Source organism: Kribbella sp. VKM Ac-2568, assembly GCF_004345365.1.
Lineage (GTDB): Bacteria > Actinomycetota > Actinomycetes > Propionibacteriales > Kribbellaceae > Kribbella > Kribbella orskensis.
Map to the genome: position 1 here is coordinate 196,756 of NZ_SLVF01000001.1, position 15,030 is coordinate 211,785.

14 protein-coding genes are annotated in these 15,030 nt (G+C 68.3%); 13 read left to right on the top strand and 1 reads right to left on the bottom strand.

Annotation, left to right across the window (positions count from 1 at the left end):
- Nucleotide 1: 1 nt before the first annotated feature.
- The 12 genes from EV648_RS00925 to EV648_RS43730 all read left to right on the top strand — a co-directional run bounded on the left by EV648_RS00925 (nt 2) and on the right by EV648_RS43730 (nt 11,336).
- The gene (locus EV648_RS00925; protein ID WP_132284075.1) at nt 2–697 is read left to right on the top strand and encodes an MgtC/SapB family protein; all 696 of its coding nucleotides are present in this window, start codon (nt 2–4) and stop codon (nt 695–697) included.
- 23 nt (nt 698–720) lie between these two features.
- Nucleotides 721–1,149 (top strand): MarR family winged helix-turn-helix transcriptional regulator, encoded by a 429-nt coding sequence (locus EV648_RS00930; protein ID WP_132284077.1) that lies wholly within the window; start codon nt 721–723, stop codon nt 1,147–1,149.
- Nucleotides 1,146–2,555, top strand: coding sequence for an MFS transporter (locus EV648_RS00935; RefSeq protein WP_132284079.1), 1,410 nt, complete (start codon nt 1,146–1,148; stop codon nt 2,553–2,555). The genes EV648_RS00930 and EV648_RS00935 overlap by 4 nt, the downstream gene beginning before the upstream one ends.
- A gap of 74 nt (nt 2,556–2,629) precedes the next feature.
- The gene (locus EV648_RS00940) at nt 2,630–3,448 is read left to right on the top strand and encodes an inositol monophosphatase family protein (protein WP_199234380.1); all 819 of its coding nucleotides are present in this window, start codon (nt 2,630–2,632) and stop codon (nt 3,446–3,448) included.
- Nucleotides 3,445–4,395 carry a carbohydrate ABC transporter permease gene (locus tag EV648_RS00945; RefSeq protein WP_241994796.1) on the top strand — a complete coding sequence of 317 codons (951 nt, stop codon included), beginning with the start codon at nt 3,445–3,447 and terminating at the stop codon, nt 4,393–4,395. The genes EV648_RS00940 and EV648_RS00945 overlap by 4 nt, the downstream gene beginning before the upstream one ends.
- Nucleotides 4,392–5,207 carry a carbohydrate ABC transporter permease gene (locus EV648_RS00950; RefSeq protein WP_132284081.1) on the top strand — a complete coding sequence of 272 codons (816 nt, stop codon included), beginning with the start codon at nt 4,392–4,394 and terminating at the stop codon, nt 5,205–5,207. The genes EV648_RS00945 and EV648_RS00950 overlap by 4 nt, the downstream gene beginning before the upstream one ends.
- Nucleotides 5,204–6,526: an ABC transporter substrate-binding protein gene (locus EV648_RS00955; protein WP_132284083.1), complete on the top strand. Its 1,323-nt coding sequence runs from the start codon at nt 5,204–5,206 to the stop codon at nt 6,524–6,526. Before EV648_RS00950 ends, EV648_RS00955 begins: the two co-directional genes overlap by 4 nt.
- Nucleotides 6,523–7,197, top strand: a complete 675-nt coding sequence (locus EV648_RS00960; RefSeq protein WP_132284085.1) for a glycerophosphodiester phosphodiesterase family protein — start codon at nt 6,523–6,525, stop codon at nt 7,195–7,197. The genes EV648_RS00955 and EV648_RS00960 overlap by 4 nt, the downstream gene beginning before the upstream one ends.
- Nucleotides 7,198–7,319: 122 nt before the next feature.
- Nucleotides 7,320–8,516 carry a Gfo/Idh/MocA family protein gene (locus tag EV648_RS00965; protein WP_132284087.1) on the top strand — a complete coding sequence of 399 codons (1,197 nt, stop codon included), beginning with the start codon at nt 7,320–7,322 and terminating at the stop codon, nt 8,514–8,516.
- Between the two features lie 147 nt (nt 8,517–8,663).
- Nucleotides 8,664–10,316, top strand: coding sequence for a phosphodiester glycosidase family protein (locus EV648_RS00970; protein ID WP_132284089.1), 1,653 nt, complete (start codon nt 8,664–8,666; stop codon nt 10,314–10,316).
- Between the two features lie 161 nt (nt 10,317–10,477).
- Complete coding sequence (locus EV648_RS43725; RefSeq protein WP_241994797.1) at nt 10,478–10,813, top strand: type IV toxin-antitoxin system AbiEi family antitoxin domain-containing protein; 336 nt, start codon at nt 10,478–10,480, stop codon at nt 10,811–10,813.
- A complete protein-coding gene (locus tag EV648_RS43730; protein WP_241994798.1) occupies nt 10,782–11,336 on the top strand; it encodes an endonuclease domain-containing protein in 555 nt (184 codons plus the stop codon). The genes EV648_RS43725 and EV648_RS43730 overlap by 32 nt, the downstream gene beginning before the upstream one ends.
- Before the next feature lie 131 nt (nt 11,337–11,467).
- Here EV648_RS43730 and EV648_RS00980 read toward each other — a convergent pair whose 3' ends face one another.
- Complete coding sequence (locus EV648_RS00980) at nt 11,468–12,148, bottom strand: GntR family transcriptional regulator (RefSeq protein ID WP_132284091.1); 681 nt, start codon at nt 12,146–12,148, stop codon at nt 11,468–11,470.
- Between the two features lie 124 nt (nt 12,149–12,272).
- Between EV648_RS00980 and EV648_RS00985 the strand changes: the two genes are divergently transcribed.
- Nucleotides 12,273–15,008, top strand: coding sequence for a UxaA family hydrolase (locus tag EV648_RS00985; protein ID WP_241994799.1), 2,736 nt, complete (start codon nt 12,273–12,275; stop codon nt 15,006–15,008).
- Nucleotides 15,009–15,030 lie beyond the last annotated feature (22 nt).

A 15,030-nucleotide genomic window follows, 5' to 3' on the forward strand; every position in this document is an offset into this window, starting at 1 on the left:
CATGAAACTGACGACCTCCAGCACCGGGACCGAGCTCCTGCTGCTGCTGATCGCGTTCGTGCTGTCGATGATCATCGGCATCGAGCGGCAGCTGCGGCAGAAGAGCGCCGGGGTACGTACTCACACGTTGGTCGGCACCGGGGCCGCGCTCTTCACCCTCGTCTCGGCGTTCGGCTTCTCGAACGTCGTCGGCAACGACGTCAACCTGGACCCGTCCCGGATCGCGGCCCAGGTCGTCTCGGGCGTCGGATTCCTGGGCGCCGGCGTGATCTTCATGCGCCGCGACCTGGTGCGCGGGCTGACCACCGCGGCGACGATCTGGATGACCGCCGCGATCGGGATGGCCTGCGGTGCGGGCATGCCGGTGCTGGCCGTGGCGGCGACCCTGCTGCACCTGATCGCGGTCGGACCGTTCGCCCGGCTGACGAAACACCTGCCCTCACCTGACCGTCGCAGGCTCGTCACCGTCCGGTACATCGACGGGGCCGGGGTGTTGCGGGCGATCCTGGCGACGGCGACCTCGATGGGGTTCGAGGCGTCGGTGCTCGGCACGACGGTGGACCGCGAGGGCGGAAGGCAGCAGGTCAGAGCCTCGATGCGGTTCACCGGACGGCCGCCGCTGGAGAACCTGGTGGTCGCGCTCGACGATCTGGAGGGCGTCACCGGGGTACGGCTGAGGGACGATGAGGATGATTGAAAGTCATCAGCTATGCTGATGGTATGGCGAGCAATGCGGGGGCACACGAAGTACGGCAGAGCGTCTTCCGGCTGGTCCGCCGGCTGCGGCAGGAGCGGCCCGACGCCGGGCTGAGCTATTCGCAACTCGTTGCGCTGGGCTGGTTGGAGCGCGACGGGTCGATGACGAACGCCGACCTGGCGGCGGCGGAGGGGGTGGCGCCGCAGACGATGATGCGTACGACGGCGGAACTGGTCGCCGGTGGATTGATCAGCCGTGCTGATAATCCCGAGGACCGCCGTCAGGTGCTGCTGACGATCACCGAAGCAGGCCGGGAGCTGATCCTGGAAGATCGCCGACGGCGTGACAGCTTCCTCGCCGAGGCGATGGAGACCACCCTGACCCCGACCGAACGTGAACTCCTCCGCCTCGCCGCCGGCCTCCTCGACCGCCTCGCCGAGTACCAGCAATGACAGCTGTCGCAGCCTCGGCAGACACAGCAGTGGTCGTCGAGCAGCCGGATCTGCCGCGGCGGTATGCGGGGGCCATCGGGCTCGGGACGTTGTTGCAGCCGCTGAACTCGTCGATGATCGCGGTCGCGCTGGTCCAGATCGGCCTCGACTTCCACGCCGGCACCGAGACCCAATGGCTGGTGTCGGGCCTCTATCTCGCCACCGCGATCGCGGCCCCGACCGCCGGCCGCCTAGCGGACCTGCTCGGCGCTCGGCGGGTGTTTCTCACCGGACTGGTCCTGGTCGCCCTCGTCTCCGCCGTCGCCCCGTTCGCGCCGACCCTCGGCTGGCTGATCGCCGCCCGCGTGCTGCTCGGCATCGGGACGGGCGCGCAGTTCCCGTCGGGCGTCGCGATGATCCGCGGAATGGCGGACCGGCGAAAGGCCTCCGCGGTCGGTGCCCTCGGACTCCTCTCGATCTTCGCCCAGACGTCGGCCGCGCTCGGCCCCAGCATCGGTGGGTTCCTGGTCGGCACGTTCGACTGGCAGGCGATCTTCATCTTCAATCTGCCGGTGGCCGCGATCGCCGGCATCAGCGTCCTGGTCCTCGTGCCGCGCGACCCGCCACGGCAGCGGGACAACAGCAGATCCATCTGGCGGGAGATCGACCTCGCCGGACTCGTACTCTTCAGCGCGGCGATGACCGCACTGATGCTGATCCTGCTCTCCCTGGCGGGCCAGCCGCTCTGGTGGCTGCTCGCTGTGGCGATTCCCGTCGGAGTGCTCTTCGTGGTGTGGGAACGACGAGTCGCGACTCCGTTCGTCGATGTCCGGCTGCTCGCCACCAGCGCGACGCTCTCGATGAGCTATCTGCGCACGATGCTCACCTACGTGGCGTTCTACGCGATCTTCTACGGCCTGCCGGGATGGCTCGAGCAGAGTCGCAAGCTCGACCCGTCAAAGGTCGGTCTGGTGGTGCTGCCGATCGCCGCCATCGGCGCGCTCACCGTCATCGGTGCGACCAGGCTCGCGCGGAGCCGCGGCCCGGGACCGCTGCTGCTGATCGGCTCTGCCGGTCTCCTGGTGGGTGGCTCGGCCCTCGCCTTCGGGGTGCACTCGGGGACGCCGATCGTCGTACTGGTCCTGATCAGCGCGGTCCTGGGCATCCCGAACGGCTTCAACGGCCTCGGCAACCAACTCGCGGTCTACAGCGCGGCGCCGGCCGAAGAGACAGGCGCGGCCGCCGGCCTCTTCAGGACCTCCCAGTACGTCGGTGCGAACCTGGCCGCCGCAGCCATCGCCCTCGTGTACTCCGGTCCCGCCACCGACGCGGGCCTCCAGAGACTCGGTTATCTCGTGGTCGGGATCGCCGCCCTGCTCCTGGTCGACGCCCTCCGTCAGTCCCGCTCTGGACCAGCCGCTGCGTGAAGCGATGTGATTTTGCTGAGAAAATCACATCGATTATCTATACGTCACCATTGATCGATGATAATTTCACCCGCGTGCCTACCACTCCGCCCCCTGAGACTGCCGCGCTGCGCGACCTGGCCGTGCACCTGGCCCACGCCGCCGGGGAGGAGTTGCTGGCCCGCCAGACAGGTCTATCGATCGACGCGGCTGGTGTCGAGACCAAATCTTCTGCCAGTGATCCTGTCAGTGCCGCGGACCGCGCCTCCGAGAAGCTCATCACGGATGGGCTCTCGGCGACGCGCCCGGGCGACGGTCTGCTCGGTGAAGAAGGCGCCGCCAAGACGTCGACGACGGGCCTCACCTGGGTGATCGACCCGCTCGACGGCACGGTGAACTACCTCTACGGCCGCCTCGACTGGTCCGTCAGCATCGCCGTCGAGGACGAGGCCGGCGCCGTGGCCGGCGTCGTCCACCAGCCCCGCACCGGCATGACCTGGTCCGCGATCCGGGACCACGGCGCACACCGCGACGGCAACCCCCTCGGCCCGCTGCGTGACGTGATCCCGGCGGCTGCCCTGGTGAGCACCGGCTTCTCCTACCTGGCGGACCAGCGTGCCGAGCAAGCGGAGTACGTCCGCCGCCTGCTCCCCGTAGTACGGGATCTGCGGCGGGGCGGGTCGGCGGCGCTGGATCTGTGCTCGGTGGCGGACGAAACCGCGGACGCGTACTACGAGCACCTGATCCAGCCCTGGGACATCGCGGCCGGCGCGTTGATCGCGCGGGAGGCCGGGGCAACGACCATCGGCGGACCCGGTACGGCGCTGCCGCGCGGCGTGCTGGCGGCTCCACCGGAACTGGCGACGGCGCTCGTCGAACTGCTCGCCCCACTGAAACCGAGGAGGCTGGAGTGACCGCCCTCGATCTGCCGGTCCGGACCCATCCGGACGAACGACCGCAAGTTGCCGCCAGCAACCAGAAACGCAGCCGACGGCGGCGCGAGTACGGGCTGTTCGCGTTGCTGGTGGCCCCCAACCTGTTGGTGATCGCGGTCTTCGCGTACTGGCCGATCATCTACAACGCGTTCCTCAGCCTGACCGACTGGAACATGATCGCGGCCCGGCCGACCTTCGTCGGCCTGAGCAACTACACCCGGACGCTGACCGATCCGGCCTTCCACAAGACGCTGGGTATCACCATCGCCTTCACCGGGCTGATCGTCGCGGGCAGCCTGGTGATCGGGCTCGCGCTCGCGCTGCTGTTCAACCTGCCGCTGAAGGGCCGCAGTGTGGTCCGGACCATCTCGTTCGCGCCGCACATCCTGTCCGGTGCGGCGGTCGCGACGATCTGGCTGTTCATCTTCGATCCCGGCTACGGACTGATGCGCGCGCTGATCGAGCCGTTCGGCGCCGAACCACCGGACTGGATGAACAACTCCGACTGGGCGCTGCCGGGGCTCGTCATCGTCTACCTGTGGAAGAACGTCGGGTTCACCGCGCTGATCTACCTGGCCGGGCTGCAGGGACTGCCGAAGGAGCTCGACGAGGCGGCCGCGATCGACGGCGCGGGGAGCTGGACCAGGTTCCGCGCGATCAAGCTGCCGCTGCTCGCGCCGATCACGTTCTTCCTGCTGATCACCACGGTGATCGGCACCTTCCAGGCCTTCGACGTGATCGCCGTGATGACCGGAGGTGGCCCTGGTGATGCCACTACCACTCTGAGCTGGTCGATCTACAACGAGGGCTTCCAGGCGTTCAACGCCGGCCGTGCGGCGACGCTGTCGATCATCATGTTCGTCATCCTGCTGATCGTCACCACCGTCCAGGCCCGCGTGATGGAGAGGCGGGTGCACTACCGATGAAGGTCAGACCCCTGCAGTACATCGCTTTGCTGGGTGTCGCAGCCATCTTCCTGGGACCCCTGTACTGGCTGGTCAGTACCGCGCTCAAGCAGCCGGCCGAGATCTACCAGTGGCCCCCCGCCTGGTGGCCCGACAAGCTGACCTGGGAGAACTTCTCGCTGGCCTGGCAGGCGGCGCCGTTCGACCGGTTCTTCATCAACTCCACGATCATCACCGTGATCGGGACCGCCCTGAAGGTGGCCAACGCGGTACTGACGGCCTACGCCTTCGCGTACCTGCGGTTCCCGTTCAAGAAGATCCTCTTCCTGCTGGTCCTCGGCGCGATGATGGTGCCGGGTCACGTGACGCTGCTGCCGAACTACCTCACGGTGGCCTCGCTCGGCTGGATCAACACCTATGCGGGGTTGATCATCCCGGGCATCGGCTCGGCGTTCGCGACCTTCCTGATGCGCCAGCACTTCCTCACCCTGCCGTCGGAGGTGACCGATGCCGCGGCGGTCGACGGCGCGGGTCACCTGCGCACGCTGTGGCGGGTGGTGCTGCCGATGTCGCAGCCGATGCTGATCACCGTCGTGGTGATCACCGCGGTGGAGGAGTGGAACAACTTCGTCTGGCCGCTGATCGTGACGAACACCGCCGAGATGCGCACGCTGCCGGTCGGCCTGCTGATCCTCAAGGACGAGGAGGGCCTGGCCAACTGGGGAACCATCATGGCCGGCACGCTGCTCGTGCTCGCGCCGATGCTGCTGATCTTCCTGGTCGCCCAGCGCTACATCGTCGGCGGTATCACCCAGGGAGCGCTGAAGGGATGACCATGAGACGTCGGGCCTTTCTCGGTCTCGCCGCCGCCTCGTCGCTGGCGGGATGTGGCTACCGTTCGGTCGACGCGGACTACGCGCAGCCGGCGGGCGCAGTACCGAAGGAGTTCGCGAACCGTGTCCGGGTGGTGTTCTGGTCGTCGTACGGCGGGGCCAACGGCAAGGCGGTCGGCAAGCTGGTCGAGAAGTTCAACAAGTCGCAGCAGGACGTGTACGTCGAGGTGCAGTTCCAGGGCAGCTACGACGACGTCGCGCAGAAGGTCGCGGCCGGACTGATCGCCAGGCAGGCGCCGGACATCGCCGTACTGTCGGACGTCACCTGGGAGCGGTTCTACCTGAACGACGCGCTCGAACCGCTGAACGGGTACTTCACCGACGACTTCGGGCCGAAGATCTACGAGCCCAAGCTGTTCGGCGAGTACGTCGTGAAGGGCCAGAGCTGGTGCGTACCGTTCGCCCGCAGTACGCCGATCCTCTATTACAACCGCGACCTCTTCGCCAAGGCCGGGCTGCCGGATCGTGCGCCGAGGACCTGGAGCGAGCTGCGGTCATGGGGGCCGGAGCTGGCGCGGGTCCAGACCGGCGGTCGCTCGCTGCGGAGCCTGGCGTTCGCGAAGGTCGACGGCGACTGGCAGTTCCAGGGCAACGTCTGGCAGTTCGGCGGCGCGTACTCCAACGGCCTGGACGTCGCCATCGACCAGGACGGCGCGGTCGCGGCCGGCGAGTGGCAGCGCAAGCTGATCCACGAGGACGGCCACGGCTACATGGCGAGCAGCCCGATGACGGACTTCGCCGGTGGGCTGGTCGCGATGGCGCAGGACTCGACCGGTGGTCTGAAGAGCGCGATGAGCAAGGCCAAGTTCAAGGTCGGCGCGGGGTTCGTGCCGTCCGAGGTCGCGGCCGGGATCGCGACCGGTGGCGGCGGGATCGGCATGCTGCGCAACGCGACCACCGAGCGCAAGCAGGCGGCCGCGGTGTTCCTGGCCTTCCTCGCCCGGCCGGAGAACTCGGCCTGGTGGACGACGCAGTCCGGGTACCTTCCGGTGGTGCTGAAGGCGCGCGAAGACCCCGAGCTGAAGAAGCTGATCGCCGACGAGCCCAACTTCGGGGTGGCGATCGCGCAGCTGGCCAACGCCCGACAGCAGGACGCGATCCGGCTCTACGGCCGCAACTCCAACGTCGCGATCTACACCGGCCTGCAGCAGATCTACGCCGACAACGCGGCGCCGAAGAAGGTGTTCAGCTCGGTCGCCCGCCGGCTCGAGGCGATCGGTGACGAGGTTCGCCGCCAGTACGAGGAGAAGGTGCTTTGATCATCACCGGCCACCGGGGAGCACTCGGGTCCGAACCGGAGAACACCCTGCGCTCGTTCCGCCGCGCCGTCGCGGACGGGTGCGACGAGATCGAGCTCGACCTGCGGGTCACGTCAGACGACCACCTCGTGGTGATGCACGACGCCACGGTCGACCGGACGACGAACGGGACCGGCGCCGTCGAGGACCTGACCTTCGAAGAGCTCCGGTCCCTCGACGCCGGCCTCGGCGAGGTCGTGCCCACGTGGGCGGAAACGGTCGAGGCCGTCTCCGTGCGCTTCCAGGCAGAGGTCAAGGCTGCGCGGGCGGTCCCGCTCCTGGTCGAGTCCCTGCAGGCCGATCCCGCTCTGGCCGCCCGGACTCTCGTCACCTCGTCCCACGCGGACATCCTGCTAACTGTCCGCCAGGCGATGCCAACAGCCGAAACCGGCCTGATCTTCGGCCGCACTTCCGACGTGGCAGACGTCCTCGCCCTCACCAAGGCAGCCCAAGCCGGTACTGCGCTATGCGGCATCGCAGGCCTCACGGTCGAAGCCGTCGAGAAACTCCACAAGGAAGGCTTCGCCGTAACCGCCTGGCCAGTCCCCGACGCCGAAACCTACGCCCAAGCAGTAGCCCTAGCCGTAGACGGCATCACAACAGACCACCCCAACCACCTCCCCACCCGCTAACCCCCACCTCAGCCATCCAGCCCACCTCAGCCGGCGGCGTTCGCAGTACGGGTGGGGTGGGTCACATCTTGGTGTGCGGAATTGTTCTTACATGCTCGGGAAATGTGTGATTGCCTTGGTTCATGAGCATCAGCATCGGTGTGGTCGGAGCCGGCCAGTTCGCCCCCTCGTTCCTGCGGCTGTGGTCCGCGCATCCCGACGTCTCAGACGTCCGGCTGACCGACGTCCTGCCGGACCGGCTGGCCGAGCTGGCGGAGAAGCAGGGCGTGACCATCACGTACCAGTCGTTCGAGGAGATGCTCGCGTCCGACGTCGACGCGGTCGCGATCTTCACCCAGCGCTGGCTGCACGGCGAGATGGCGATCCAGGCGCTGGAGGCCGGCAAGCACGTCTACTCGACCGTGCCGATGGCGATCGAGGCGGACCAGATCGCCCGCATCGTCGAGCTGGTCAAGGAGACCGGCCTGACCTACATGATGGGCGAGACGAGCTTCTACTACCCCTCGTCGGTCTACTGCCGGCAAAAGCTCGCCGCCGGTGACTTCGGCCGGGTCTTCTACTCCGAGGGCGACTACGTCCACGACATGGACCTCGGCTTCTACGCCGCCTACCAGTACAGCGGCGGCGAAGACTGGAAGAAGACCGCCTCGTTCCCGCCTATGCTCTACCCGACGCATGCCGTCGGCAACGTTCTCTCGGTGACCGGCCAACATGCCACGCACGTGTCCTGCATCGGGGTGAAGGACGACCGCGGCGACGGCGTCTTCGACAAGGAGATCAGCCAGTTCGACAACGACTTCAGCAACGCGGCCGCGCTGTTCAAGCTCGCGGACGGCGGCGTGATGCGGACCAACGAGATGCGCCGGGTCGGCTACCCGTCGCACATCCGTGAGTCCCGGCTGCGCGTCTTCGGCACCCAGGGCAGCTTCGAGCAGCTCGCGACGACCACGCTCTGGCAGACCAAGGAAGGCGTCGAGGACGTCAGCCACCTGATGGAGACCGCGCCGAGCGGTTCGCTGGACGACGACGACCTGGCGAACGTCGACCCGGCCCTGCGCGACGCGTTCAGGTCGGGGCTCTCGCCCGTGCATGACCGCGACCGGCTCCCGGCCGAGTTCGCCGGCCTGCACAACGGCCACGAGGGCTCGCACCACTTCCTCGCCGACGACTTCGTCCGCGCGGTCGCCGACAAGACCCTGCCGCCGATCAACGCCTGGGTCTCCGCCCGATACACGCTGCCCGGCGTCTTCGCCCACCAGTCCGCGCTCCAGGGCGGCGTCCAGCTGGAGATTCCCGACCACGGCGACGCCCCCGCCTGAGCCTCACCTGCCAGTGCCGCACCCCCCTGTCCGGAGGGGGTGCGGCACTTTCGTTCCGGAAGGGGGGCCCGGCACTTTCGTCTGGTGGTTGTTGGTAATTCACGTGGAAGCCTTGCAGGTGGTCGGCACCTGACATAAGACAGAGCCATGACCATCCGCCACCCTGCCTCCCCCCGCTCAGCCCTGGCCGGTACTGCGCTCGCCGCCGCTCTCGTGGCCGGCTCAGTTGCCGCCAGTACTGCGGTCGCGCAGCCCCCCGCCGCTGAAACCTCCTCGGTCTCCAAGTCGCTGCCACTAGGCCCGGCCAATCTCGCCGAAACCCGCAACACCAGCACCCTGCAGCCGGGGGTGACGCTGACGACGATCGTCCGCGGACAAGCCGGGCCCGAGTCCTTCTGGACCGTCGAGGTCGCGATCCCGTCGAATTCGCCTGACCCCGACGCCCCCGCGGCCGCGCTGTCCGACCAGGCGACGGCCGACGCCACCGCCGCGCGCCTTCGCACCGCGGGCCTTGACCCGAGGGTGGAGAACGTCCCGACTCCCAAGCTCGCTGACGCGGGCGGGGGGTCGCTCGGCTACCGCGTCCGCCTCGGCTCCTTCGCCACCAAGGCCGAGGCCGATGCCCTCCGGACCAAGGTGATCGCCGCCGGTCTGGGCGGATCCAGCCTCTACACCGGCTGGGACGGCGAACCCGACGACGTCAGCGGTTCCACCGGGCCCTGGCACGTCCAGGTGCTGACGATCGACCCGAAGAAGTTCCGCGGCGGCCTCGACGCGACGTACGGGCCTGACATCGAAGCGCGCGAGACGACGAGCACGCTGGCGACCCTGACCGGCGCCACCGCGGCCGTCAACGCCGGGTTCTTCGTGCTCGACCCGAAGGCCGGCGCTCCTGGCGACCCCGCGGGCGTTGGGGTGTACGACGGGCGGTTGGTGAGCGAGCCGACCGCTGGACGGCCCGCGCTGGTGATCGGCGACAACGCCCGCGGTACTGCGGTCGAGCGGTTCCGCTGGCAAGGTGAGGTCCGTGGGGTGGGACGTCCGCTTCCGCTGGACGGACTCAACCGAGTGCCCGGCCTGATCCGCAACTGCGGCGGTACTGCGGACGACCTGCCGACCGCGCAGCCCCTGCATGACGTCACGTGCACCGACGCGGACGAGTTGATCGCCTTCGACGCGTCGTACGCGGCCGCGACCCCGAGCGGTCCGGGCGCCGAGGTCGTGGTCGACCGGCACGGCGTGGTCACAGCGATTCGTACGACGCGCGGCGGCGCGATCCCCGAGGGCGGCCGCACCGTTCAGGCGACGGGTGCCCAGGTGGCGCCGCTCCTGGCCGCGGCCAAGATCGGCGAGCGACTGGAGATCCGCGCGTCACTGGTCGACACGCGGGGACACGACGTACGCCTGTCACCGCGGACCACGATCGTCAATGGCGGACCTGAACTGGTCCGCGATGGCCGCCTGATGGCGACCCCGAAGGCAGACGGCATGGCCCCGGCCGACAACCCGAGCTTCTACTACGGCTGGGTCCACAAGCGGAACCCCCGCACCATCGCGGGAGTGGACGCCCAGGGCCGTACCGTCCTGATCACCGCCGACGGCCGCAACGTAGACAGCCTCGGCCTCGGAATCGGCGAAGCCGCCGCAGTAGCCAAGTCCTTCGGCCTCCGCGACGCCATCAACCTGGACGGCGGCGGCTCCACCACCATGGTCGCCAACAACAAGGTCCTGAACACCCCGTCCGACGCCGCCGGCGAACGCCCGGTCGGCGACGCCCTCGTCATCACCCCAGGCAAGTAGTTCAACCCCCGTACCGACCGACAGGAAGTGCCCTCGTACTCCGTCTCAGGCTGCCTGCACCCACCGTGAACCGCAGCCGCTGAAGGAAGTACTACCTGTCGGTCGGTACGCCTGTGGACAACTCCAGAGGCGACCGGCAGTTCTCCGGCAGGCTTGCGCGGATGGAATCCGTGCCCAACGTGGTGGCCTGTAATCGCGGCAACGCCACCTTCGCCGAGCTGGTCGAGGCGACCTCGCGCCGAGCGCTCGCGGCAGCGGTCAAGGCGGGGCAGGTGGAGCGCGTGGCCCGCGGGATCTACGTCCTTCCCGGCGATGACAATGATCGCCGGACAGCCTTGGCGTATGACGGAGTCGTCTCGCACCTGAGTGCGGCGGTCGCCTGGGATCTGCCGCTGCTTTCTCTTCCGCCGAAACCCGCACATCACAGTCCCGACCAAGCGCCGTCCGCGGCGGGGGCCGCCTGCTGTGCTGCACTGGGCGCCGATCGATCCCGCTGATCGTCCGAGTCGGCTGACCTCGCTGGTTCGGACAGTCGCCGACTGCGCGCGGATCCTGCCGTACGGCGAGGCGCTCGCGGTGGCCGACGCCGCCCTGGCGAGTGGAATGATGCGCCGCCACCAGTTGGCCGCGGCGACCGACGCGATGCGTGGACCTGGGCGGACGAATGCCCGTCGGGTCGCCGCAAGCGCGACCGGTGCCGTGGACAGCTTCCTCGAGTCGATGCTCCGGGCGTTGCTGATCACCGCCGGCATCGAGGGATTCGTTCCGCAGTACTTGGTGGAGGATGGGCGCTTCCGTGCTCAGGTAGACCTCGGCCACGGCGTGGCCCGGATCGCTCTGGAGGCCGACGGATACCAATTCCATGGATCGAGCAGTGACTTCGCGGCCGACTGCCGCCGGTACGACGAACTGGTGGCTGCGGGATGGCTCGTCCTGAGGTTCACCTACCAGCAGGTGATAGCCGACCCGGACTGGGTGGTCGCCACGGTCCGCCGAGCGTTGTCGCACCGGTTCGGCTGACGTCGGCGTACGGACCGACAGGTAGTACCTCCTTGTGTCCGGTGCGGTGCGCCGTGGCGAGGCGGGATGTCGGACGCGGCAGGAAGTACTACCTGTCGGTCGGTACGCCGGACCCCACGGGGCCGCAGTACCTAGTCGTAGATGTGGCGGAGTCTCACTGACATCGAGTTTTCTATGTGTTGGGTCATGGCAGCCTCGGCGGTGGTGGGGGTGCCGGACGTGATGGCTTCCACGATCTGGCGGTGTTCTACCAGGACTTCGGGGCCGATGTCTCGGTCGAAGTGGAGGCGGAAGATGTGGAGGTGGCAGTGGGTGCGTTGGAAGGCGAGGCGGACCTGTTCGCTGCCCGACAACCCCGCGATCAGCGAGTGGAAGCGGTTGTCGTGCGCGGTGAGTGACTTGTAGCCGGCGTAGTCCACCGAGGTCGGTTCCACCGCGGTCGAGAGTTCGGCGGACAGCCGTTCCCGGCCCTCGTCGTCGATCAGTTCCGCGGCACGCCGGGCTGCCCAGGGCTCAAGAAGCAGCCGGAACCGATAGAGATCTTCGAACTCCTCCAAAGACAGCAGCGGCGTCGCCCGGTACCCCTTGAGCGGTTCCTTGTCCGCCAGCCCCTCCGACTCCAGCCGCGCGAGGGCCTCGCGCACCGGCGTCGACGACACCTGGAACTCGCGCGCCAGCCCGTCGATCGAGATCCGTGCGCCCGGGCGGACGACGTGGTCCATCAGCATCGTCTTGATCGCCTCGTACACGTCGTCGGCGAGCATCTGCCGCCGCAGCAGGCGGCGGTCCCGCGGCTCCACTGTCTCAGTCATCGAGGCCCATCCTCCGGGGACTGGTCACGGCCTTGACCCCGGCCGCGTTGTTCGGCAGGGTGGCACTGTAATCATGCATCATGCACGATTTCAGGTCCGCCAGCTACCCGGAGGCGTAGAAACGATGCTCAGGTTCGACGAGATCGGCGTGCTACCCGAGCCGGGGGACAACGTCGCCATCTCCTCGCGCCGCCTCGAAGCCGGCACCGTGATCGACTTCGACGGTACTGCGGTGACGCTGCCGCACACCGTGCTCGAAGGCCACCGGTTCGTGGCTCGCCCCGTCGCCACCGGCGAGCCGCTGCTCTCCTGGCACACCCCGTTCGCCCGAGCCGTCCGCGATCTCGAGGTCGGCGACTACGTCTGTACTCCGACCAGCCTGGCCGCCGTGTCCGCCCGAGGGGTGCAGGGTCTTCCGCAGGAGCCGAGCGCCCGGAACGAGCCACTCGATCCCTACGAGCTCGACGAGTCCGCCCTGAACCTCGGCCAGCAGGTCACCTCGGTCGAGCAGCCCGGCACGTTCCTCGGATATCCCCGACAGCAAGGACCGGCCGGCACCCGCAATCACGTAGTACTGCTGGCGACGAGTTCGCTGAGCAGCGGGTTCGTGACGGAGTTGGCCCGCCGGTTCGATGGAGCCGAGGGGTTCGACGGCGTCGTGCCGGTCGGTCATACCGAAGGCGGCGAAAGCGGTACTCCGAACAACCTGCACGTCCTGCTGGCCACGCTGGCAGGCTTCGCCCTGAACCCGAACGTTGGAGCAGTACTGATCGTCGACACCGAGGACGAACTCGTCTCCGGCCAAGCGATCAAGGACTTCATGGCGGAGCACGGTTATCCGCCGATCCGCGTGCCGCACGCGTTCTTCACCCGACAGCGCGGCTTCGAGGCGGATCTCACCGCGGCCGGGCGACTGGTCGAGCCGTGGTTGCCGGTCGTCGCGGTCCAGCGTCGTGAGGAGGTGCCTCTGGCAGATCTGTGGATCGGCCTCCAGTGCGGTGGTTCCGACGCGTTCTCCGGCGTCAGCGCGAACCCGCTGTCCGGAGCCGTCGCGCGCGAGGTGATCCGCCACGGCGGCATCGCAGTACTGGCTGAGACCGACGAGTTGATCGGCGCCGAGGGCTACGTTCTCAAGAACGTCCGGGACCTGCCGACGGCAAGAAGATTCCTGAAGACCGTGCAGTCGTTCAAGGAACGCGTCGGCTGGCACGGGCACACCGCCGAGGGGAATCCGTCCGGTGGCAACGTCTACCGGGGTCTCTACAACATCGTGCTCAAGTCGGTCGGCGCCGCGCGCAAGCTCGACCGCGACGTCCGGCTGGACCATGTGATCGACTACGCCGAACCGATGCCGGGTCATGGGTTCGTCTTCATGGACAGCCCGGGCAACGACCTGGAGTCCGTCGCCGGCCAGGTCGCGAGCGGCTGCAACCTGATCTTCTTCACCACCGGCAACGGATCCATCACCAACTTCCCGTTCGTGCCGACGATCAAGTTCGTCACCACCTCGACCCGGTACGAGTTGCTGCACGCCGAGATGGACGTGGACGCCGGCCGCTACCTGACCGGTGCGCCGATGGACGACCTGACGAGTGAGACGTTCGATCTCACCGTACGAGTGGCGTCGGGTGAGCCGAGCGCGGGCGAACGCGCCGGCCACAGCCAGGTGTCGATCTGGCGCAACTGGCGGCAGAGCGGTCCGCGCGAAGGTATCTCCATCACCACCGACGGCCGCACCAGCCGCGTCCTCGCCGACCTCCCCGCCGAGGACCGCGACGCGCCCCTGCCCGGTCTGCCGCTGGAGGTCGAAACCCCAATCGCCATCGAAACCCCAAGAACCACAGGCTTTCCGGTCACCCTGCTGGCGGCGGACGGTCGGCGCGCTCCCGAGCAGGTCGGGCTGATCCTCCCGACGAGCCTCTGCTCCGGCCAGATCGCCCTCCGGCTCGCAGCCCAGGCCGAGGCCGACCGGTGGGCCGGCGACGCAGTGAGCCGGATGGTCGCGCTTCCGCATACCGAGGGCTGCGGTTCCAGCGGTGGCGCTTCCGAGGAAACCTTCGCGCGCACGATGCTCGGCTACCTGCTGCACCCGAACACCCGGATGGCGCTGTTGCTAGAGCACGGCTGCGAGAAGACGCACAACGACTATTTCCGCTCCCGCCTGGTCGAGGCCGGCGCAGATCCGTCCCGGTTCGGCTGGGCGAGCATCCAGGCCGATGGGGGTCTCGACGCAGTCACCGTCCGGGTGCGGGACTGGTTCGGCAGCTTCAACCTGCCGTCGCCGGAACCTGTCCAGGGGACGGTCGGTGAACTCACCGTGGCCCTCGAAGCCCGCGGCACGCTGACCCCCGAAACAGCCGAGACGATGGCGTTGATCGGCCGCGAGATCGTCGGCGCGGGTGGCTCGGTCGTGCTCTCCTCGCGCGGCGCCCTGCTCACCGACGAAGGCTTCCGGTACGCCGCCTTCGGCTCTCCCGCCGCGGTGGAGCCGACGATCGCGCACGGCCAGCGGTTCGCAGTACCGGGGTGGCACGTGATGCGGATGCCGGGCACCGACTGGATGGAGACGGCGACCGGGTTCGGCGCCGGTGGTGTCCAGCAGGTGCTCGCGCATGTTGGCGGTGGCACCTTGTCGGCCCAGCGGTTCGTCCCGGTGGTGGAGTTCAGCAACGACCCGGAGACGGTCGCGAAGTACGGGGACGATCTGGATGCCATTGCCTCGGGCAACCCGCAGGAGCAGGCGCAGGTGGGGCTGGAGGCGATAGCGGATGTCGCGAGTCGCCGCCACGTGCCGAAGGCGGTTGCGTCCGGCAACGTCGGCTTCCAGATCACCCGCGGTCTGCTCGGCACCTCCATGTGACCCCAACGACCCCTGCAGAGCA